The organism is Mesorhizobium sp. PUT5, from assembly GCF_052216645.1.
In the GTDB taxonomy this organism is placed as follows: domain Bacteria; phylum Pseudomonadota; class Alphaproteobacteria; order Rhizobiales; family Rhizobiaceae; genus Mesorhizobium.
In genome coordinates this window covers 3,553,028-3,571,412 of record NZ_JBQOSO010000003.1, presented here as the reverse complement: position 1 = coordinate 3,571,412, position 18,385 = coordinate 3,553,028, and the positions used below count along the sequence as shown (strand labels likewise).

23 protein-coding genes are annotated in these 18,385 nt (G+C 67.0%); 11 read left to right on the top strand and 12 right to left on the bottom strand.

Annotated elements, in window-relative coordinates:
• Positions 1–68: 68 nt before the first annotated feature.
• Together ACTDI4_RS19050 and ACTDI4_RS19045 are read right to left on the bottom strand one after the other, a co-directional pair.
• Positions 69–707: a 2-dehydro-3-deoxy-phosphogluconate aldolase gene (locus ACTDI4_RS19050; RefSeq protein ID WP_442842638.1), complete on the bottom strand. Its 639-nt coding sequence runs from the start codon at positions 705–707 to the stop codon at positions 69–71.
• A 145-nt stretch (positions 708–852) separates the two neighbouring features.
• Positions 853–1,749, bottom strand: coding sequence for an N-acetylmuramidase domain-containing protein (locus ACTDI4_RS19045; RefSeq protein WP_442842637.1), 897 nt, complete (start codon positions 1,747–1,749; stop codon positions 853–855).
• 153 nt (positions 1,750–1,902) lie between these two features.
• Here ACTDI4_RS19045 and trhO point away from each other — a divergent pair, with 153 nt between their 5' ends.
• The 5 genes from trhO to ACTDI4_RS19020 all read left to right on the top strand — a co-directional run bounded on the left by trhO (position 1,903) and on the right by ACTDI4_RS19020 (position 5,856).
• On the top strand, positions 1,903–2,832 hold the full coding sequence (trhO, locus tag ACTDI4_RS19040; RefSeq protein ID WP_442842636.1) for an oxygen-dependent tRNA uridine(34) hydroxylase TrhO: 930 nt from the start codon (positions 1,903–1,905) through the stop codon (positions 2,830–2,832).
• Positions 2,833–2,947: 115 nt separating this feature from the next.
• Positions 2,948–3,694, top strand: a complete 747-nt coding sequence (locus ACTDI4_RS19035) for a tellurite resistance TerB family protein (RefSeq protein WP_442842635.1) — start codon at positions 2,948–2,950, stop codon at positions 3,692–3,694.
• Positions 3,695–3,935: 241 nt separating this feature from the next.
• Positions 3,936–4,343: a lysozyme inhibitor LprI family protein gene (locus ACTDI4_RS19030; protein WP_442842634.1), complete on the top strand. Its 408-nt coding sequence runs from the start codon at positions 3,936–3,938 to the stop codon at positions 4,341–4,343.
• Positions 4,344–4,566: 223 nt separating this feature from the next.
• A complete protein-coding gene (locus tag ACTDI4_RS19025) occupies positions 4,567–5,337 on the top strand; it encodes an SDR family oxidoreductase (protein WP_442842633.1) in 771 nt (256 codons plus the stop codon).
• A 60-nt stretch (positions 5,338–5,397) separates the two neighbouring features.
• Positions 5,398–5,856: a GNAT family N-acetyltransferase gene (locus ACTDI4_RS19020; protein WP_442842632.1), complete on the top strand. Its 459-nt coding sequence runs from the start codon at positions 5,398–5,400 to the stop codon at positions 5,854–5,856.
• A gap of 65 nt (positions 5,857–5,921) precedes the next feature.
• On the opposite strand, the gene ACTDI4_RS19015 is transcribed toward ACTDI4_RS19020, so the two are convergent.
• Entirely contained in the window at positions 5,922–7,106 is a 1,185-nt protein-coding gene (locus ACTDI4_RS19015) for a pyridoxal phosphate-dependent aminotransferase (RefSeq protein ID WP_442842631.1), read from the bottom strand.
• Positions 7,107–7,187: 81 nt separating this feature from the next.
• On the opposite strand from ACTDI4_RS19015, the gene ACTDI4_RS19010 reads away from it, so the two are divergent.
• The 4 genes from ACTDI4_RS19010 to denD are packed head-to-tail and all read left to right on the top strand — an operon-like array spanning position 7,188 to position 10,077.
• Positions 7,188–7,874, top strand: a complete 687-nt coding sequence (locus ACTDI4_RS19010; RefSeq protein WP_442842630.1) for a GNAT family N-acetyltransferase — start codon at positions 7,188–7,190, stop codon at positions 7,872–7,874.
• Positions 7,875–7,888: 14 nt separating this feature from the next.
• Complete coding sequence (locus ACTDI4_RS19005; protein WP_442842629.1) at positions 7,889–8,866, top strand: cation diffusion facilitator family transporter; 978 nt, start codon at positions 7,889–7,891, stop codon at positions 8,864–8,866.
• A gap of 25 nt (positions 8,867–8,891) precedes the next feature.
• On the top strand, positions 8,892–9,098 hold the full coding sequence (locus tag ACTDI4_RS19000; RefSeq protein ID WP_442842628.1) for a hypothetical protein: 207 nt from the start codon (positions 8,892–8,894) through the stop codon (positions 9,096–9,098).
• A gap of 1 nt (position 9,099) precedes the next feature.
• The gene (gene denD, locus ACTDI4_RS18995; RefSeq protein ID WP_442842627.1) at positions 9,100–10,077 is read left to right on the top strand and encodes a D-erythronate dehydrogenase; all 978 of its coding nucleotides are present in this window, start codon (positions 9,100–9,102) and stop codon (positions 10,075–10,077) included.
• Here the strand turns inward: denD and ACTDI4_RS18990 are convergent.
• The 3 genes from ACTDI4_RS18990 to ACTDI4_RS18980 form a co-directional block, all read right to left on the bottom strand.
• The gene (locus ACTDI4_RS18990; RefSeq protein WP_442842626.1) at positions 10,074–11,168 is read right to left on the bottom strand and encodes a nickel/cobalt transporter; all 1,095 of its coding nucleotides are present in this window, start codon (positions 11,166–11,168) and stop codon (positions 10,074–10,076) included. The genes denD and ACTDI4_RS18990 overlap by 4 nt on opposite strands.
• 5 nt (positions 11,169–11,173) lie before the next feature.
• Complete coding sequence (locus ACTDI4_RS18985) at positions 11,174–11,842, bottom strand: DUF1007 family protein (protein ID WP_442842625.1); 669 nt, start codon at positions 11,840–11,842, stop codon at positions 11,174–11,176.
• Positions 11,843–11,929: 87 nt separating this feature from the next.
• On the bottom strand, positions 11,930–12,829 hold the full coding sequence (locus ACTDI4_RS18980; protein ID WP_442842624.1) for a LysR family transcriptional regulator: 900 nt from the start codon (positions 12,827–12,829) through the stop codon (positions 11,930–11,932).
• Between the two features lie 606 nt (positions 12,830–13,435).
• On the opposite strand from ACTDI4_RS18980, the gene odc2 reads away from it, so the two are divergent.
• Together odc2 and ACTDI4_RS18970 are read left to right on the top strand one after the other, a co-directional pair.
• Positions 13,436–14,569 carry an ornithine/lysine decarboxylase gene (gene odc2, locus ACTDI4_RS18975; protein ID WP_442842623.1) on the top strand — a complete coding sequence of 378 codons (1,134 nt, stop codon included), beginning with the start codon at positions 13,436–13,438 and terminating at the stop codon, positions 14,567–14,569.
• A gap of 125 nt (positions 14,570–14,694) precedes the next feature.
• Positions 14,695–15,345: a GNAT family N-acetyltransferase gene (locus tag ACTDI4_RS18970; protein ID WP_442842622.1), complete on the top strand. Its 651-nt coding sequence runs from the start codon at positions 14,695–14,697 to the stop codon at positions 15,343–15,345.
• Positions 15,346–15,376: 31 nt separating this feature from the next.
• Here the strand turns inward: ACTDI4_RS18970 and ACTDI4_RS18965 are convergent, their stop codons facing one another.
• The 6 genes from ACTDI4_RS18965 to fliR form a co-directional block, all read right to left on the bottom strand.
• Entirely contained in the window at positions 15,377–15,661 is a 285-nt protein-coding gene (locus ACTDI4_RS18965; RefSeq protein ID WP_442842621.1) for an SCP2 sterol-binding domain-containing protein, read from the bottom strand.
• 94 nt (positions 15,662–15,755) lie between these two features.
• A complete protein-coding gene (locus ACTDI4_RS18960; RefSeq protein ID WP_442842620.1) occupies positions 15,756–16,277 on the bottom strand; it encodes a hypothetical protein in 522 nt (173 codons plus the stop codon).
• 10 nt (positions 16,278–16,287) lie between these two features.
• Positions 16,288–16,707 (bottom strand): hypothetical protein, encoded by a 420-nt coding sequence (locus tag ACTDI4_RS18955; RefSeq protein ID WP_442842619.1) that lies wholly within the window; start codon positions 16,705–16,707, stop codon positions 16,288–16,290.
• Between the two features lie 3 nt (positions 16,708–16,710).
• A complete protein-coding gene (locus ACTDI4_RS18950; RefSeq protein WP_442842618.1) occupies positions 16,711–17,253 on the bottom strand; it encodes a rod-binding protein in 543 nt (180 codons plus the stop codon).
• A 59-nt stretch (positions 17,254–17,312) separates the two neighbouring features.
• Positions 17,313–17,696, bottom strand: coding sequence for a hypothetical protein (locus tag ACTDI4_RS18945; RefSeq protein WP_442842617.1), 384 nt, complete (start codon positions 17,694–17,696; stop codon positions 17,313–17,315).
• A 4-nt stretch (positions 17,697–17,700) separates the two neighbouring features.
• A complete protein-coding gene (gene fliR, locus ACTDI4_RS18940) occupies positions 17,701–18,384 on the bottom strand; it encodes a flagellar biosynthetic protein FliR (RefSeq protein WP_442843405.1) in 684 nt (227 codons plus the stop codon).
• Position 18,385 lies beyond the last annotated feature (1 nt).

Sequence of the window (18,385 nt, the reverse complement as noted above, 5' to 3'; positions counted from 1 at the left end):
AAGGCAGGTTGCGGAAGAAGGCCGCGCCGGGCTGGTCCCGGGGCGGCTTTTTCATTGCCGAAGAGAGTTCAGCGGCGAAGGCCGCTCGCCTGCCGCGCCAGCGCCTCGATCTCGTCCCAGCGGCCCGCGCTCACCATGTCGTCCGGCGCGACCCATGAGCCGCCGACGCAGACCACGTTCGGCAGGCCGAGATAGTCGGCCGCGTTGCCGGCGCTGACGCCGCCGGTGGGGCAGAAGCGGATGCCGGCGAAGGGCGAGGCCAGCGCCTTGAGGAAGGCCGCGCCGCCGGCCTGCTCGGACGGGAAGAACTTCAGGAAATCGATGCCGGCCTCGCGCGCGGCCATGATCTCGCCGGGCGTGATCGCGCCGGGCAGCAGCGGCACGGGGCTGCCGGCGGCGGCTGCCGCCAGTTCGCGGGTGAGGCCGGGGCTGACGATGAAGCGCGAGCCGGCCGCTTGCGCCTGCTCGAACTGGCCCGCGTCAAGAATGGTGCCGGCCCCGACGATCGCCTCCTCCACCTCACCCGCCACGCGGCGGATGGCCTCGAGCGCCGCGCCGGTGCGCAGCGTGATCTCGATGGCGCGCAGGCCGCCGCGGGCGAGGGCGCGCGCCAGCGGCACGGCGGCCGCCGCGTCGGCGATCTTCAGCACCGGGATCACCGGCTGGCCGTCGAGAAGGGCGAGGAGTCTTTCGGTCTTGCTGGACATGGTCTTGCCTTACGGTATGGGCCTTGCGGAATGGACCTTGCGGAATGGACCTTGCGGAATGGACCTTGCGGAACGGCCTTGCGGTTTCAACCGATTTAGCGCGCATCTAGCAGATGGCCACTTCCAAGTCCACGCAAAGGCGCTTCTAAAGGCCTCGGCGCAGCAGGCGAAAAAGCCAGGCGACGACAAGCCGAGCCCATCCTGTGCCCCCGCTTCCCGCCGCCAGCGCCTGCCGCAATGCCGTATATGTCCTCGGCCCGGCGACGCCGTCTGCGGCAAGTCCGTTCCGCGACTGGAACGTCTTCAGCGCCGCCGCCGTGGCCGGCCCGAAGATGCCGTCCGCGGCGGTCGGATAGCCGAGCGCCGTGAGGTTGCGCTGCAGCGCGCGCACCGCCTCGCCGCGCTCACCCTCAAGCAGCAGCGGCTCGGGCAGCGTGTCCGTTGCCGCTTTGGCTCCCGTGCCGGCATGACGGCGGTAGGCCGCCGCGATCTTGCGGTCGTAGCCGCTTTTCGCATAGGCGGGGCCGTTGTAGCCGCGTGCGAAGGCGGGCCAGTCCTGCCGGCGCAGCGCATCCTTCAACCCCGCCTTTTCGATGTAGCGCAGCATCAGGGCGAACTGGCCGGCGGCGCCGGAACGCGCCTCGGCCACCAGGGCCTCGACATCGGCATAGCCCAGCCACGCCCAATGTGCGCCCATGACCTGGCCGAGGCCCCAGGACGTGGATTCGCAGGCGGCCTTTGCGTCGATCTTCATGGCCTGCCGCAGCATGCGCCAGCGTGCGGCCTGGGTGCCGGGATTGGCAACGGCGCCGGCGACGGGCGCGGACAGGCCCGCCGCGCGAGCCATGGCGCGCTTGTCCGCATCGAGCCGGCGGTCGAAATAATGAGCCTCGAAGCGGATGAGCGGCTCCTGCCTTCCGTCGACGAGCGCAAATGCCCGGCCGGCGCTTTCCACCTCCGCGATGGCCAGCAGCGAGGCCGGCTCCAGCCCGGCTCGCCGGGCGGCGGCGACGGCTTCTTCGATGACATTCCGGCTGAACATGGCGGCGCGTTCTCCCTTTTTCGAGGCGCCATTGTGGTGTCTTGCAAACGGGTGTGAATAAATTCCTATATGCTTGCCGCGATGGTCGATGGCGCATGTCGGGGGAGTGCGGCCGTCTTGAATCCCCATGCCCGAAGCGGTACGGGCTTGCCGATGACTTCGTCCTCGCCCTCGCAACCCTTCCGCGTCGCCGCGCTTTACCGCTTCTGCCGTCTCGACGCGTTCGCGGCGCTGAAGCCCGAACTCGCCGCGTTCTGCTGCGCGCGCGGCATCAAGGGCACGCTCGTCCTGGCGCGGGAGGGCATCAACGGCACGGTCTCCGGCAAAGGGGAGGCGATCGCCGAACTCGTCGCCCATCTGGAAGCGACCCCCGAACTGGCCGGGCTGGAGGTCAAGTATAGCGACGCCGCCGAAATGCCCTTCCACCGCATGAAGGTGCGGCTGAAGCGCGAGATCGTCACCATGGGCGTGGACGGCATCGATCCTGTCCGCAGCGCCGGCACCTATGTCGCGCCGGCGGACTGGAATGCGCTGATATCGGACCCGGAAACCATCGTCGTCGACACGCGCAACGACTACGAGGTGTCGCTCGGCACCTTCCGCGGCGCGGTCGATCCCCGCACGAAAAGCTTCCGCGAGTTTCCGGCCTGGGTCGAGGCGCACAGGCAGGAGCTGGAAGGGCGCAAGGTCGCCATGTTCTGCACGGGCGGCATACGCTGCGAGAAGGCCACGGCCTATGTGCGCTCGCTGGGCATCGAGGAGGTGTTCCACCTCAAGGGCGGCATTCTGAAATATCTGGAGGAGGTGCCGCAGGCGCAGACCCTGTGGGACGGGGAGTGCTTCGTGTTCGACGAGCGCGTGTCCGTTTCGCATGGGCTGGAGGAGGGCGAGGCGGAACTGTGCCGTGCCTGCCGGCGGCCGCTGACGCCTGCCGACCGGCGCGCGCCCCAATATGCCGCCGGCATCGCCTGCGCCTATTGCCACGATGCGCGCTCCGAGGCCGACCGCGTCCGCTATGCCGAGCGCCAGCGGCAGGTCGAACTGGCGGGCAAGCGCGGCACGGGGCCGCATATCGGCGGCTGAGCCGGCCTGTGCGGCAAAAATGCGCCGCCTTCATTGCGGTGGCCGCCTGCGGTTCCTACCTCTTGCCGATCCGAAACCGCCCGCGCCTGCGAACGGGCCCAAGCTGGAGGCATTGATGCTCGATCCCAAGAAGCTGCTGGACGACCTGCTCGGCTCGAAGATTCCCGGCACCGAGACCACCGTGCGCGAGAAGGCGGGGCAGGCCGCGCAGATGGCCAGGGACAATCCGCTGGCAGCGGGAGCGCTGGCGGCCGTCCTGCTCGGCACCGGGCCCGGGCGGAAAGTGACGGGCGCGGCCGTGAGGCTGGGCGGTCTCGCCGCCATCGGCGGGCTCGCCTACAAGGCCTACCAGAACTACAAGAACGGCCAGCAGCCGGCCGATGCGCCGGCTCCGGCCGAACCCGAGCTTCTGCCGCCGCCCGCCGGCACCGATTTCCACCCTTCCCAGGCGCCGCAGGGCGAGCACGAATTCGCGCTGATGCTGGTCAGGGCGATGATCGCCGCTGCCCGGGCCGATGGCCGTATCGACGACGAGGAGCGCAGGAAGATCGGCGAGAGGCTGGCCGCTTCCGGTATGAATTCCGAGGCGGAAGAGTTTCTGAAGGCCGAGCTTGCTGCGCCGCTGGACCTGGACGCGCTGGTGGCGTCTGCCCGCACCGAGGCGCAGAAGGTGGAACTCTATACCGCCTCGCGACTGGCGATCGAGCCTGACACACGCGCCGAGCGCGGCTATCTCGACCTGCTTGCCGGGCGGCTGGGCCTGCCGGACGAACTGGTCAACCACATCGAGGCGACGGTTTCCGCGGCCAAGACCACGCCCGCAAGCGATGCGACCGGAACAGCTCCCAACCCGCGCTGGTAGTCGACGGGAGGAGTTCGTTTCGAAGGCGGAAGTCGGAGCAGGTTCCCGGAAGGGCCAGGCGGCACACCGCCGCGACGACCTTCCGGGTCTTTGCTGCTCGCGTCCGCTCCACCGCCAATGGTCCTCGCCGATGCGCTGGTACTGATGCGAATGCCGACTGCAGATTAACCATCTTGCTTGCCCGATCTTGAATATTCTCCGATTCTTGCCAGTGTTCCAGGTGCTGGAATGGGGAGGGGACATGTTCAGGAGAGTGTTCGCCACGTTGGTTGTGGTTCTGCTTGCGCCATCAGCCCAAGCGGACGACAAATGCAAAAACGCCACGACGACGGAAGAAATATCCGAATGCACTGGCGGCGACCTCAAGAAACTCGATGCGGAACTGAACGAGACCTACCGCAGAATCGAACGCCGCCTTGCCGACAACCATGGTGCAAAGGCTGCGTTGATCTCGGCAGAGCGAGCGTGGGTGACCTTCCGCGATGCGGAATGCAAATTTGCCGCATCCGGCGTGGAGGGCGGCTCGGTCTATGCCTCCATCGTCCTGGGATGCACCGCCGATCTGACGGCCCGGCGCGTCGCCGATCTGAGAAGCTATCTCAACTGCGAGGAAGGTGACCTGGCCTGTCCGGTTCCGGCCACCGATTGAAGGCGTGTTTTGCTCGCGGTGCCCTGTTAACCTTTCGTTAACCCAGCAAGCGCATCATTTTCATCAGTCGGATCGGTTTTCCTCCTCCCAAGCCGGTTCAGATTAGAGGGCGGTCGCCAATGGCCGCCCTTTTTGTGTGCCTGCCGATCGGTGCCCGTCATTCCTGCTTGTCATGGGCGGCGGCATCTGCGATCCCGGTAGGCGGTTCGACAGGAGGAACGCCATGTCCGGGACAGAAGCCGCCGGTGCAAAGTGCGCCATCGTGACGGGTGCCGGAAGCGGCATCGGCAAGGCCGTGGCCACCGCGCTCTTGAGAAACGGCTGGAACACGGTGTTCTGCGGCCGGCGCAAGCCCCTGCTGGAGGAGGCGATCGCGGAAGCGGGACGCACGCAGGCGCGGGCGCTGGCCGTTTCCTGCGACATCACCAGGCCGGAAGAGGTGGACGCGCTGTTCGCCGCCGCGGTGCAGGCCTTCGGCCGTGTCGACCTGCTCTTCAACAATGCCGGCACCGCCTATAAATCGGCGCCGATCGACGAGATACCGGTCGAGGTGTGGAACGACGTGGTCGGGGTCAACCTGACGGGTTCGTTCCTGTGCGCCCGGGCCGCTTTCGGCATCATGCGGCGGCAGAAGCCCATGGGCGGGCGCATCATCAACAACGGCTCGGTTTCCGCCTATGCGCCGCGGCCGGGCTCCGTGCCCTACACGGCCACCAAGCATGCCATTACGGGGCTCACCAAGACGCTGGCGCTGGACGGCCGGCCCTACGATATCGCCTGCGGCCAGATCGACATCGGCAACGCGCTGACCGACATGGCCGCGCCGATGACGGTGGGGGTGCCGCAGGCCAACGGCAGCACCGCCGCCGAAGCGGTGATGGACGTGCAGCACGTGGCAGACGCGGTGGTCCACATGGCCGGTCTGCCGCTCGACGCCAACGTGCTGTTCATGACGGTGATGGCCACCAAGATGCCGTTCGTCGGTCGGGGATAGTCGAGGCGCCGCTTCGGATCTACCAAGGACAGCAGCGTCGCCTGGACAGGAGGGACGGCAATGATCCTCGTGGCTGAAGAGCTGGCTTCCACCACGGATGCCCGCTGGTGCCTGGACCAATATGCGGCGAACCTGGAAAGGCTCTTTCCAGAAGGTTTCGACCAGTCGCGCGGCAACAAGCTCGAACCTTCCGACGTGCTGCCTCCGCACGGCTATTTCGTGATTGCGAGACTGGAAGGCCGCCCCGTCGGCTGCGGCGCGCTCAAGCGGCTGGATCGACGGACGGGCGAGATCAAGCGCGTCTGGACGGCGGAGGCGGTGCGCGGGCAGGGCGTGGCGACCAAGATCATGGCCGCCCTGGAGGAGATCGCGCAAACGCAGGGATTTGAGCGCCTGCGGCTCGACACCAACCGCGCGCTGGCGGCGGCCCAGGCGATGTACCGCAAGCTGGGCTATCGCGAAATCCCGGCCTACAACGACAATCCCTACGCCCACCACTGGTACGAGAAGCGGATATAGGGATTGCCGGGCTGCCCCTCCCCCGAGGGGGAAGGCGCAGGCAGTCGCCCCGAAAAAGGCCGGCCTCAGCGCTTCAGGAACGCCTCGATCCGCTCCAGCGCGCGCAGGATGTTCTCTTCCGAATTGGCGTAGGACAGGCGCATGTAGCCCTCGCCGAGAATGCCGAAATCGGGACCGCCGATCAGCGCCACGCCGGCCTCCTCAAGCAGGGCGGAGGCCAGCTTCTTGGCCTTCCAGCCCGTGCCCGACACATTCGGGAAGGCATAGAAGGCACCTTTCGGGGTGATGCAGGAGACGCCGGGCAGCGCGTTCAGCCCTTCCACCACCACCTTGCGGCGGCGGTCGAAGGCGGCGAGCATCTTGTCCACCTCGTCCTGCGGGCCGTCGATCGCCGCGATGCCGGCATATTGGCTCGGCGCGTTGACGCAGGACCAGCAATTGACCGCCAGCTTGCGGACCTTGTCGTAGAGATGCGCGCCCTTCTCCCCGTTCGGCCAGATCGACCAGCCCATGCGCCAGCCGGTCATCGCCCAGGTCTTGGACCAGCCGTTGAGCACGATCAGCCGGTCCCGGACCTCGGGAAAAGTCAGCAGCGAGCAGTGAACTTCGCCGTCATAGGTCATGACGTCGTAGATCTCGTCGGACAGGATGGCCACGTGCGGGTGCTTCTCCAGCCCCTTCACCAGTTTCTCGATTTCGGCGCGCGGGGTAACGCCGCCGGTCGGGTTGGCAGGTGAATTGAGGATCAGGAGCCGCGTCTTCGGCGTGATCAGGGAAAGCGTCTCCTCCGCCGAGAAGGCGAAGCCGTTCTCCTCGCGGATCGGCACGGGCACCGGGGCCGCGCCGGTGAACTCGATCATCGAGCGGTAGATCGGAAAACCCGGGTCCGGATAGAGGATTTCGGCGCCCGGTTCGCCGAACATCAGTATGGCCGCGAACATGGTCGGCTTGCCGCCGGGCAGGATCATCACGTTCTCGGGCGACACCTCCACGCCGGTCATGGTCAGCGTGCGCCGCGCCACGGCCTCGCGCGTCGCCAGCAGGCCGTTGGCGGGCGTGTAGCCGTGATGACCGTCGCGCAGGGCCTTGATCGCCGCCTCCGCGATATGCTGCGGGGTTTTGAAATCCGGCTGGCCGATGCCGAGATTGACGATGTCGCGGCCCTCATGGGCAAGCTGCGTGGCGCGGGCCAGCACCGCGAAGGCGTTTTCCTCGCCAAGGCGGTCGAAGGCGGCAATGGTGTGGAGCATTTTTGTCGTCCCTGTGGTCTTTGCGTGGGCCGCGCTTTTGTGAGCCTATGGCCGCAAATGTCAAACATAATGGAGCGTGCCATGGCGCAGGACCTCGAAAATTGGCAACCGCGGCCCAGGCCCGAACGCAAGATGATGGAAGGGCGCTACGTGCGGCTGGAGCCGCTGGATGCCGCCCGCCATGGCGACGGCCTGTTCGAGGCATCGAAGGTGCCGGACGCCGACGGCCGTTTCCGCTGGCTGTTCGAGACACCGCCCGAAAGCAGGGATGCCATGCAGCCATGGCTGGAAAAGGTGGCGGCAAGCACCGACCCCCTGTATTTCGTCGTCATCGACAAGGCGAGCGGCAGGATCGCCGGGCGGCAGACCCTGATGCGGATCGAGCCGGTCCATGGCGTCATCGAGATCGGCAGCATATATTGGGGGCCGCTGATCTCCCGCAAGCCGGCCGCGACCGAGGCGCAGTATCTGTTCGCGAAATATGTCTTCGACGACCTCGGCTACCGGCGCTACGAATGGAAATGCCACAACGACAATGCGCCCTCCAAGCGTGCCGCCGAGCGTTTCGGCTTCAAGTTCGAAGGCATTTTCCGACAGCACATGGTGGCGAAGGGTGAAAACCGCGACACGGCGTGGTATTCGATCATCGACAAGGAGTGGCCGGCGTTGAAGAAGGCGTATGAAGCCTGGCTCGAACCGGCCAATTTCGACGCCGAGGGCCGGCAGAGGAAGCGTTTAGAGGAGTTGCGCGCCGAATTCGGCGCCTGAAGGGATCGTTGCCGATGGCCCATGACCATTCCCACGAGCACGGTTCGCATGGGCACAGCCACGGCGGCCCCGGCCATGTGCATGGGACGACCGACAAGAAGCGCGTGCTGCTTGCGGCGTGCCTCACCGGCGGCTTCATGGTGGTGGAGGCGCTGGGCGGCTGGCTGACCGGCTCGCTGGCGCTGCTGGCCGATTCCGGCCACATGCTGACCGATGCGGTCGCGCTGTCGCTGGCATGGTACGCGTTCCACCTGGGCGACAAGCCGGCGACGAACCGGCTCACCTACGGTTTCGGCCGGGTCAAGACGCTGGTCGCCTACACGAACGGCCTCGCCATCTTCGTGGTGGCGTTGTGGATCTGCTACGAGGCCTGGCACCGCTTCCAGGCGCCGCCGCCGGTGCTGGGCGGACCCATGCTGGTGGTTGCCGGGTTCGGCCTTGCCGTCAATATCGCCGGCTTCCTCATCCTGCACGGCGGCGACCGCGAGAACCTCAACATGCGCGGCGCCATACTGCATGTGCTGGGCGACCTGCTGGGCTCCGTCGCGGCGATCGCCGCCGCCCTGGTCATCCTGGCCACCGGCTGGACGCCGATCGACCCGATCCTGTCGGTGCTGGTGGCGGTGCTGATCCTGGGCACGGCGTGGCGCCTGATGCGAGAGGCCGCGCATGTGCTGCTGGAAGGCGTGCCGGCCAGCCTCGACCGCGACGACATCGCCGGCGATCTCGAAAAGAACGTGCCCGGCCTGCGCGAAGTGCACCACATGCATGTGTGGACGATCGACGGCGACAGGAACATGGCCACCCTGCATGCCTGCCTGCACGAGGGCGTGGACGCACACCGGGCCGTGGCCGCCATCAAGGCGCGGCTGGCCGCCGAACACGGCATCGACCATGCCACCGTCGAGCCGGAATACGACCATTGCGCAGACGGTCACCTCGTCGCCCCTGTGCAAGAGGATGCGCCGGCCGACCGGCGGCACTATCATTGAACCGACATTGGACGACAGGAACCTCATGGATCGCGATACCCGCAACGCGGCATTGGCTGCGCTGAGCATACTTTTGCTGTTCGGCCTCTTCGCCTATTGGCTGCCCACTCTCATGAAGGCGGCCGTGGGCGTGTCGGTCTATCTGGCCGGTGCGCTCGCCGTCGTCTTCGTTGCGGCCTTCTTCATGATTTTCTGGCTGCGGAGCCGGCGACGGCGCGGAAAGGACGGCTGAAATGCGGATTCTCGTCACCGGCGCGGCCGGCATGATCGGACGCAAGCTCACGGCGCGGCTGGCGCGTGACGGCGTGCTTGGCGGCCGGCCGATCACGGCGCTCGACCTGCACGACATCGTGCCGGCCGCCGCGCCCGACATGCCGGGCGTGGACATCGCCGTCCACACCGGCAATCTTGCCGCGCCCGGCGCGGGCGAAAGCCTCCTTGCCGGCCGGCCCGACATGGTCTTCCACCTCGCCGGCGTCGTCTCGGGCGAGGCCGAGGCGAATTTCGACCTCGGCTACCGGGTCAACCTCGACGGGACGCGCGCTCTGTTCGATGCGATCCGGCTGGCCGGCCACGCGCCGCGCGTGGTCTTCACCTCGTCGATCGCCGTATTCGGCGCGCCGTTTCCCGACGTGATCCCGGACGAATTCCACCTCACGCCGCTGACGTCGTACGGCACCCAGAAACTGGTCGGCGAGGCGCTGCTTGCCGACTATACGCGGCGCGGCTTCCTCGATGGCGTCGGCATCCGCCTGCCCACCATATGCGTGCGGCCCGGCAAGCCGAACAAGGCGGCTTCCGGCTTCTTCTCCGGCATCATCCGCGAGCCGCTGGCGGGGCAGGAGGCTATCCTGCCGGTGCCGCGCTCGGTGGTGCACACCCATGCCAGCCCGCGCTCGGCGGTCAATTTCCTCATCCACGCAGCGGAGATCGACGGGGCGGCGGTCGGGCCGCGCCGCAACCTGACCATGCCGGGCGTGGCCGTCTCGGTGGGCGAGCAGATCGAGGCGCTGGAGCGCATCGCCGGCGCGAAGGCGGCGCGGCTGATCCGCGAGGAACACGACGAGACCATCTGGGCTATCGTCAAGGGCTGGCCGACGCGCTTTGCCGCCCGCCGGGCGCGGGAATTCGGCTTCAAGGCCGAGGAGAGCTTCGACGAGATCATCCGCGCCCATATCGAGGACGAACTGGGCGGGAAGATACCGGCTTAGGTGCTGAGGCTGGCCGACAAAAGCAGCAGGCCGAACAGGAAGACCAGCGCGGCCCCGCCGATCTCGACCGTGGTGTGCACGCGGTTGCCCAGGCGGCCGTCGCCGGCCAGCGCCACCGCCCAGTCCTTGGCCGTGACCGCCATTGTGGCGAGCAGCGACACGGTGATGGCCGTGCCCACCGCCATGGCCAGGACCGACAGGATGCCGCCGGCCCACAGCCCGTTGAGGAAGGCGAAGGACAGCACGATCAGCGCACCCGAGCAGGGGCGGATGCCGACCGCCACGATCGCCGTCCAGGCCGTGCGCCAGTCGAAACGGTCGCCGGAAAGCAGCGCCGGGTCGGGCGCATGCGCATGGCCGCAGGTGTCGCACACCTCGGTTGCCGCGTGGACATGATGGTGGGCGTCGTGGCCATGCCCGCAGGAATGGTCGTGCGAATCGTGAGCATGGGCATGATGGTGGTGATGCTGTGCGTGCCCGGCATGCGAATGGCCGGCATGGGCGGCCGACAGGCTGTGGGCAGGGGCGGCGCCAAGCAGGCGGCGCAGAGGCGGTCCGGCCTTCTTCCACAGCAGCCAGGCGCCGAACAGCGTGACCAGCACATAGGAGGAGATTTCGAGGAACCGGGCAGCGTCGGTCATCGAGATCGCGGTGCCGCGCAGCACGAAGAAGGCCAGCAGCATCACGGCAATGGCGGTGGCCGCCTGCAGGAAGGCCGAGATGAAGGACAAAAGAATGCCGCGTCTGAGCGCCACTTCGTTGGCGACCATGTAGGAGGAGATGACCGCCTTGCCGTGGCCTGGGCCGGCCGCGTGGAATATGCCGTAGAGGAAGGAAAGCCCGATCAGCAGCCAGAGCTTGGAGCCGTCCTGCCGCATCGCCTTCATGGCGTCGGCCAGCGCGCGGTAGAATTCCTGCTGCTTCAGGTTGATCCACATGAGCTGCCGGGCAAACAGGCCGGTGCCGGAGGGCATGGCGTCGTTGGTGCCGATGCCGAGCGAGCTTTGGGCATGGGCATGGCCGACAAGGGCGACGGTCACCAGGACGATGGCCGCGATGGCGGGCAGGGTGCGCGAGGGCAAGGGTCGCATGGCGGCTATCCTTCCGGCGGGCAGGTCAATTCCAGCCTGGTGGCGAAGATCTTGGACATGTCGGTGCCCATCGGATCGTTGAAGAAGGCCTCGGTCAGGGTCTTCTGGTTCTCGGCGATGGCGGTGCCCGGGTCCGGGCGGATGACGGTGCGGGTGCAGTTGGCCGGCAGGCCCTCGACCGCCATATTGGCGTCATCGGCGAAGTCGATCGCCGTGTAGAAGGTCGGGTCGTAGACGCCGAAATCGATCTTGCCGCCGAGCTTGAGCGGCGTGGCCGGTTCCGATTCGAACAGCACGATCAACTGGTTGTTGTCGAAATAGGCCATCAGATGCGATGGCGCCTTCATGTGGAAATCCTTGCCGTTGACGGTCACGACCTGGAAATAATCGTAGTCCGCCAACGAGGAGAAAATGGTGCCGGCCACCTCCTTCAATTCGGCGTCGTCCAGCGCCAGGTCGGCGTTCTTGTCGAACTCCATCAGCACGGTGGAGGAAAACAGCTCGTCGAAGCGCCACAGATGGCGAAGCGAAGCCACGCTGCCGTGGTCGGGGGAAAGCACCACGTCGAGGCGTGCCTCGGCAAAGACATGCGGGTGCACCTCGGCCGGCGCCGTCACGGCCAGCAAGGCCGCGCAGGTCGCGGCGGGCACGCAGATCGCTCGCGTCGGGCGCATGCTCGGGCGTGATTCCCCTCTTCTCGGCAGGTCGCGCCGACAGTTACCAGAAAGCAGGCGAAATTGGGACCTTGCCGGCCGCAAGTGTCAGGCCGCGCTGCGCGTCCGGAACCATTGCGCCAGGAAATCGACCAGTACCCGCACTTTCGCCGGCAGATAGCGGCGATGCGGATAGACCGCGAAGATGCCGCCGCCCTGGAGGATGCGGTCGTCCAGCACCGGCATCAGCCGGCCGCTGGCGATCTCCGGCGCGGCGATGAAGTCCGGCAGCACGGCAAAGCCCAGGCCGGCGACGGCGGCCGCGCGCGCGGCGATCGGGCTGTTCACCTCGATCGGTCCCGATACGGCGACGCTGATCGTGTCGCTCTCCTCGCCACGAAAGGGCCAGTTGGAAAGCCACCGGCCGTTGGTGTCGATGATACAGGGCAGCTTGGCCAGTTCCTGCGGGCGGGCGGGCATGCCCTTGGCCGAGATCAGCCCCGGGGCGGCGCAGATCCTCACCGAAAATGGGGCGAGGCGGCGCGCGATCAGCGAGGAGTTCTCCAGCCGGGTGATGCGCACGGCCAGGTCGAAGCCTTCCTCCACCATGTCGACGAAGCGGTCGTCGAGATGGATCTCCAGAACGATGTCGGGATGCTGCTTGGCGAAATCGATCAGCGACTGGCCGATATCGGCATCGGCGAAGGTGCGCGGCGCCGACAGCTTGATGCGGCCGCGCACGTCGCCCGATGATTCGCGCACGGCGTCGGCCAGGCTGTCCACCTCGCGCACGATCTCGGAGGCGCGGCGATAGTAGGTGTGGCCCGCCTCGGTCAGGGAGAACTGGCGCGTGGTGCGGTTGAGCAGCAGCGCGCCCAGTTCATCCTCCAGTTCGCGCACATATTTCGACAACAGCGCCTTGGAGCGGCCGATCTTGCGCGCGGCGGCGGAAAAGCCTTCCGCTTCAACGACATCGATGAAGGCGCGCATGCGCGTGAGTGTGTCCATTCCGGCTGGCCCCTTGCTGTCTTCGTCCAAGCGTCGTTCGCCCGCTGGAGACGATCGCAGCAAGGTTGTTCGATGAGCCGATTTTTTCAAGCCGCACGCGGATTTTATTTGATTGTAACGGCGCATGTCCCTATATCCGCCCCTGCCCAAAGTCGCACGTGCCTGTGGGCGTCCCCCGGCTCCTCGAATGGCGAGGACAGTCGGGACGGTACCCGGGAAGTAACGAGCCCGGTCGGTCAAGCGGCCAACCGCCTGTCCGAGGACGTCTTGAAGCAACGACGGTGCGGGCCTTTCTGGTGTCTGCCGATCGTCCATAGATCGGGGTTACTGAAGAGGCACACCTTCATTGCCGGCAGTGCGGACGGGATTCCCCTTCAAGGAAGCCTGGCCAAGCCAAGGCAGACAAAGCGAGCCGAAACCCGGCCGGGTTCAAATCCGGCAAGGTCAGGCTCAACGCCGCGAGACGGCGTTCCGTGGTTCCGGCACCTCCACCCGTCGGCTCCGCGGATATCCGCTTCGCCTTTGTCCACCGCGTGTTCGCGAGGCCGTGCGCCCGCGTGACCGCAGCCTTTGCGCGCGCCGGCATGGCGCGATGGGAGAAAACCGATGGCAACCCAGCGCATCCTCGATTTCCTCGCCACCCGACGTCCCGAAGGCCCCTGCCTCGTGGTCGACCTCGACGTCGTGCGCGATAATTTCCACGCCTTCGAAAAGGCGCTGCCGCAGTCGCGCATCTTCTATGCGGTGAAGGCCAACCCGGCGCCCGAGATCCTTTCGCTGCTCGCCTCGATGGGCTCGTGCTTCGACACGGCGTCCGTTGCCGAGGTCGAGATGGCGCTGGCCGCCGGCGCGACCCCGGACCGCGTCTCCTTCGGCAACACCATCAAGAAGGAGCGCGACGTCGCGCGCGCCTACGAACTCGGCATCCGCCTGTTCGCGGTCGACTGCGTGGAAGAGGTGGAGAAGGTGGCGCGCGCTGCACCGGGCGCGCAGGTGTTCTGCCGCGTGCTGACCGACGGCGCCGGCGCCGAGTGGCCGCTGTCGCGCAAGTTCGGCTGCGTGCCTGCCATGGCCGTGGACGTGCTGCGCCGGGCGCGCGCGCTCGGCCTCGACGCCTATGGCGTGTCCTTCCATGTCGGCTCGCAGCAGACCGACCTCGACGCCTGGGACCGCGCGCTGGCCGACGCCAAGGCGGTGTTCTCGGCGCTGGCCGAGGAGGGCATCGTGCTGCGCATGGTCAATATGGGCGGCGGCTTTCCCACCCGCTACCTGCGCGACGTGCCGGCGGCCGAAGCCTACGGCCAGGCGATCTTCGAAGCGCTGTCGAAGCATTTCGGCAACCGCCTCCCGGAGACGATCATCGAGCCGGGCCGCGGCATGGTCGGCAATGCCGGCGTCATCAAGTCGGAGGTCGTGCTGATCTCGAAGAAGGCCGACAACGACAATGTGCGCTGGGTCTATCTCGACATCGGCAAGTTCGGCGGGCTTGCCGAGACGATGGACGAGGCGATCCGCTACCCGATCGTCACCCCGCGCGACGGCGATGCGGTGGAGCCTTGCGTGCTGGCCGGCCCGACCTGCGATTCGGCCGACGTGCTCTACGAAAAGGCGCCCTATCCGCTGCCGCTGTCGCTGACCATCGGCGACGAGGTGCTGATCGAGGGCACGGGCGCCTACACGACGACCTATTCGGCCGTCGCCTTCAACGGCTTCGAGCCGCTCCGATCCTACGTGATCTGACGGCTCGTTCCGGGCGCCCGTTCGCGGGTGCCCGGCAGCCGCCAGATCATCCTGCCCGCCGGCGGAGGCCGCCGGCGGCGGGCTCGCTCGTGGAAAAGAACCTCCGCTTGTGAAGGATCGCGGAAATGGAATTCGCAGAAAACCTCCCGACCGCCGCACCGGCTTTCCAGATCGTCGCCGAGGCTCCGTGCGACGTCGCCGCGCGCGAGGCGCTGCTCGATCGCGCCATGGGTCCCGGCCGGCGACGCAAGTCGTCGGAGAAGTTGCGGCGCGGCCGCGAGCCGGCGCAAGGACTGGCCTTCGTCGCCCGCGACGCCATGGGCACGCTCGTCGGCACGGTTCGGCTGTGGGACGTGGGGTTCGAGCGGGATTTCTCGCCCTTTGAGGGGGAGATGGCCGGCAAGGCGCCGCGCATCTGGTCCGCCGCCTTCGGAGACACCTCCGCAAGGGGAGAGGGAAGGGCGCTGCTGCTGGGGCCGCTGGCGGTCGAGCCGGCGTGGAAGAATGCCGGCATCGGCTCGGCGCTGATGCGCCACGCCGTCGCCGAGGCCCGGCGGCTCGGCCATGGCGCCATCTTTTTGGTGGGCGACGCGCCCTATTATGCGCGCTTCGGCTTCTCGGCGGAAAGCACCAGCCAACTCTCCATGCCCGGGCCCTACGAGCGGCAGCGCTTCCTGGCGCTGGAACTGGCCGAAGGCGCGCTGGACGGCGCCCGGGGGACGCTCATGGCCACGGGCCGCCGGACGAGATCGGCGAAGTTTCGGCAGGCGGCCTGACCCGTCAGGCCGCAAGCCGGCGCTGTTGCGCTCAGCCGATCAACTGGCCGAGCGCCATGGCGACCGACATGTCACCTTCCACCTTCAGCTTGCCCTGCATGAAGGCCATGGTCGGGTTCAACTCGCCGGCGATCAGCGATTCCAGGTCGTCCAGCGAAAGCTTGATGGTGCAATCGGCGGGGCCGTCCTGCGTGGAGACGGTCGCGCCGTCGATGACGATGACGCCGTCGGCGCCAGTGTCGAGCTTCACCGACCGGTCGAAACCGGCACCTGCCACCTGCGGCTTGAGCTTGTCGGCAATTTCCTGGACGCTCATTTTCATCTTCCTCGCTGTCAGCCGGCCCCGATCGAGCACCCATCCATAAACGAGTATTTACGTTTACGTCAACGTTATTGTCGGCGTGGAGTGCCTATTCCTCGGCGGCATATCCGGAGGCCGCGTCCTGGGCGGCGGCGGCCGCTGCCTTGCGCCGCCGGATGGCGTTGTCGCGGATTTCGTCCTGCGACAGATAGCTCATCTGCTCGACCAGCACCTCATGCACGAAGGTGCCTCCGACGCGCGCGTTGATGGCGTCGCGCACGGAATTGCGGAACGTGTCCAGATCCAGCGGCGTCTTGCCGTCCAGGTCGATCTGCGGATGGGCGTAGAGATAGGAGTAGACCTCGTCGGTGATGAGGGCGGGCGCGGGAACGGACAGCTTGGCCAGTTCGGCGGGCTCGACCGTGTAGACCAGCTTGGTCAGGAAATAGCCCTGTATGGCGGAATCGCGGATGAGCGGCACCGAGATCATGCTGGTGCTGACATAGTCGAGCCCGCCCAGCAGTGGCTTCGGCGCCTCGTCCTTGCGCTCTCCCGCCGCCTGGAAGGAATAGAACACGGCGCCGATGGTGACGGCGCAGATCCACAGCGCTGCGACGATGAACTTGACCATCGGCTTTCAGTCAGCGCGCCCAGCCGAATTCGCCGGCGGAATAGGTACCGTCGGCTTCGGCATGCTGGATGGCTTCCTTGAGGAGGGTGGCGACCTCGTTGACGGCGTTGAGATGGGCCAGGATCGCCGCCTCGTTGCGGGCCAGCTTCTGGCGCAGCCGCAGCAGCCCCTCGCTGTGCTGGGTGAGATATTCGACGCTGATGCCCTTCATGGCGCGATTCAGCTCGTAGAGATAGCGGCTCTTGCGCGCGTTGGACGCCTTCAGGTCGTAGGAGGTGTCGATGCGGATCGCCGCAGTTTCCTCCTCCACCGCTTCCTCGATCCTGGCGAGCAGGCCCGCGAGGTTGCCGGGCTGGGCCGCAACCGCAATGGGCGCGGCGGCCGCCGTGCGAACTGATGGTTTCGGGTGGGATCGGATTTGATCGGTCATGGATTAAACCTTGTTGGCCGTCTCGGTTGTTGCCTGACCGTCGCCCAGCGAGCCGACGATCCTGCGTTGCAATTCCTGAACGAGCGAGGTCGACAGGCGCGTCTGCGCGTCGATCTCGGCCTTTTGCGGCCCGCCTGCGACGGGGCCGACAGGCACCTTGTGCTTGCCGTTCATGTAGTGGTCGGCCAGCATCGATCTGGCGATGCCGATGCCGCCGCGGTCGGCCATGACGTCGGCGAGGCGCTCGGCGAGCTGCGACTTCCACATGTCGCCGGCCAGCCCCTTGCCGTACACGTTCTCGGCATCCTTCGGCATCATGTTCTGGATGAAGGTCTGAAGCACCATGGCCTCGAACCGCTTGTACTGGTTGCCGGCGTCGGTCTCGGCCGGCGCGGCGGCGCGGTGCGGCGCGGCCGTTCCCGGCTCGAAGGCCGCGGCGGCGGCGCCTGCGCGCTGTTCCAGGCGGGCACGGGCCATTTCGATATCCGCCGGACCGGCGGCGCGCGCCACGTCCAGAACGATGTCGCTGGGGGGAGAGATCGCCAACTGATCCGCCTTCCTCAATTCCGTTTGCCGCATAATCGCCTTGCAAGCTTGTGGCAGGCTTACTCGGCCTTGCGTTTCTGCTCGATCAGCTCCAGCCGCTCGCGGTCGGCGCGCTGGCGCTCGTCCATGTCGCGCGCGTGACGGTAGGCGCGTTCCACGATCGTCGTGCGCGCCGTTGCCGTCGCCGCCATTCCGGCTTCCCGGCGCGCGTCCTCCAGATTGGCGTCGCGCCGTGCCAGCTCGCCGGAAATGCGGCGGTGATAGAGTTCCGGAAACAGCGCCGAAAGCGACCCGGCCTCGTCGAAGCGCTGCGCGAGCGCCTCCGCCTCTGCCTCGGCTGTCGCGGCGTCGGCCAGGAAACGCGCGCGGCGCGCCTCGTGCAGCGCCTTGAGCTGCTCCTGCACCTCGACCAGCTTCTTCAGGCGGTCCTTGCGCGCGCTCATTGGTTCACCTTGCCAGCGTGAGGTCGACGAAGCCGTTGACGAACAGCGACAGCAGCGCGCCGATGGCGAAGTAGAAGATGATGAGCCCGCCCGCCACCACGAAGGGCAGCGAGATGAAATAGACCGGAATCTGCGGCACCAGCTTGTTGACGAGGCCGATCGTCAGGTTGATCAGGATGGCGTAGGCGATGAAGGGGCTGCCCAGCCGGATGACGAGGAAAAAGGATTCCGAGACCGTGTCGGCGATGTCGACGAGGGCTGCCTGCGGATTGAAGAAGACGTCGAGCGGCGCCACGCCGTAGGAGGCGACCAGGGCCTTGATGACCTCGTGATGGAAGTCGAAGACGAACAGGAGAAGCAGCGCCGAGAACGAGATCACGGCCGCGAGCGCCGCCTGCGGCTCGGCTTCCTCGATGGCCGGGCCGCCCATGTTGTTGAAGCCGATCAGCATGGCCATGGACGAGCCGATGAAGCGCAGCGCCTCCATGTACAGCCTGGTCATGGCGCCGATGAGGCCGCCGACCAGCAATTCGGAGACAACCATCGGCACCAGCACCGACGGGCGGGGATCGACGAAGGGATAGATGCGGTCCCACAGAAAGGCGAGCAGGCCGCCGGTGACCGCCACCGCCACGTATAGGCGCACCTGCATGGGCACGCGCACGCTCGAAAGGCCCGGCATCAGCATG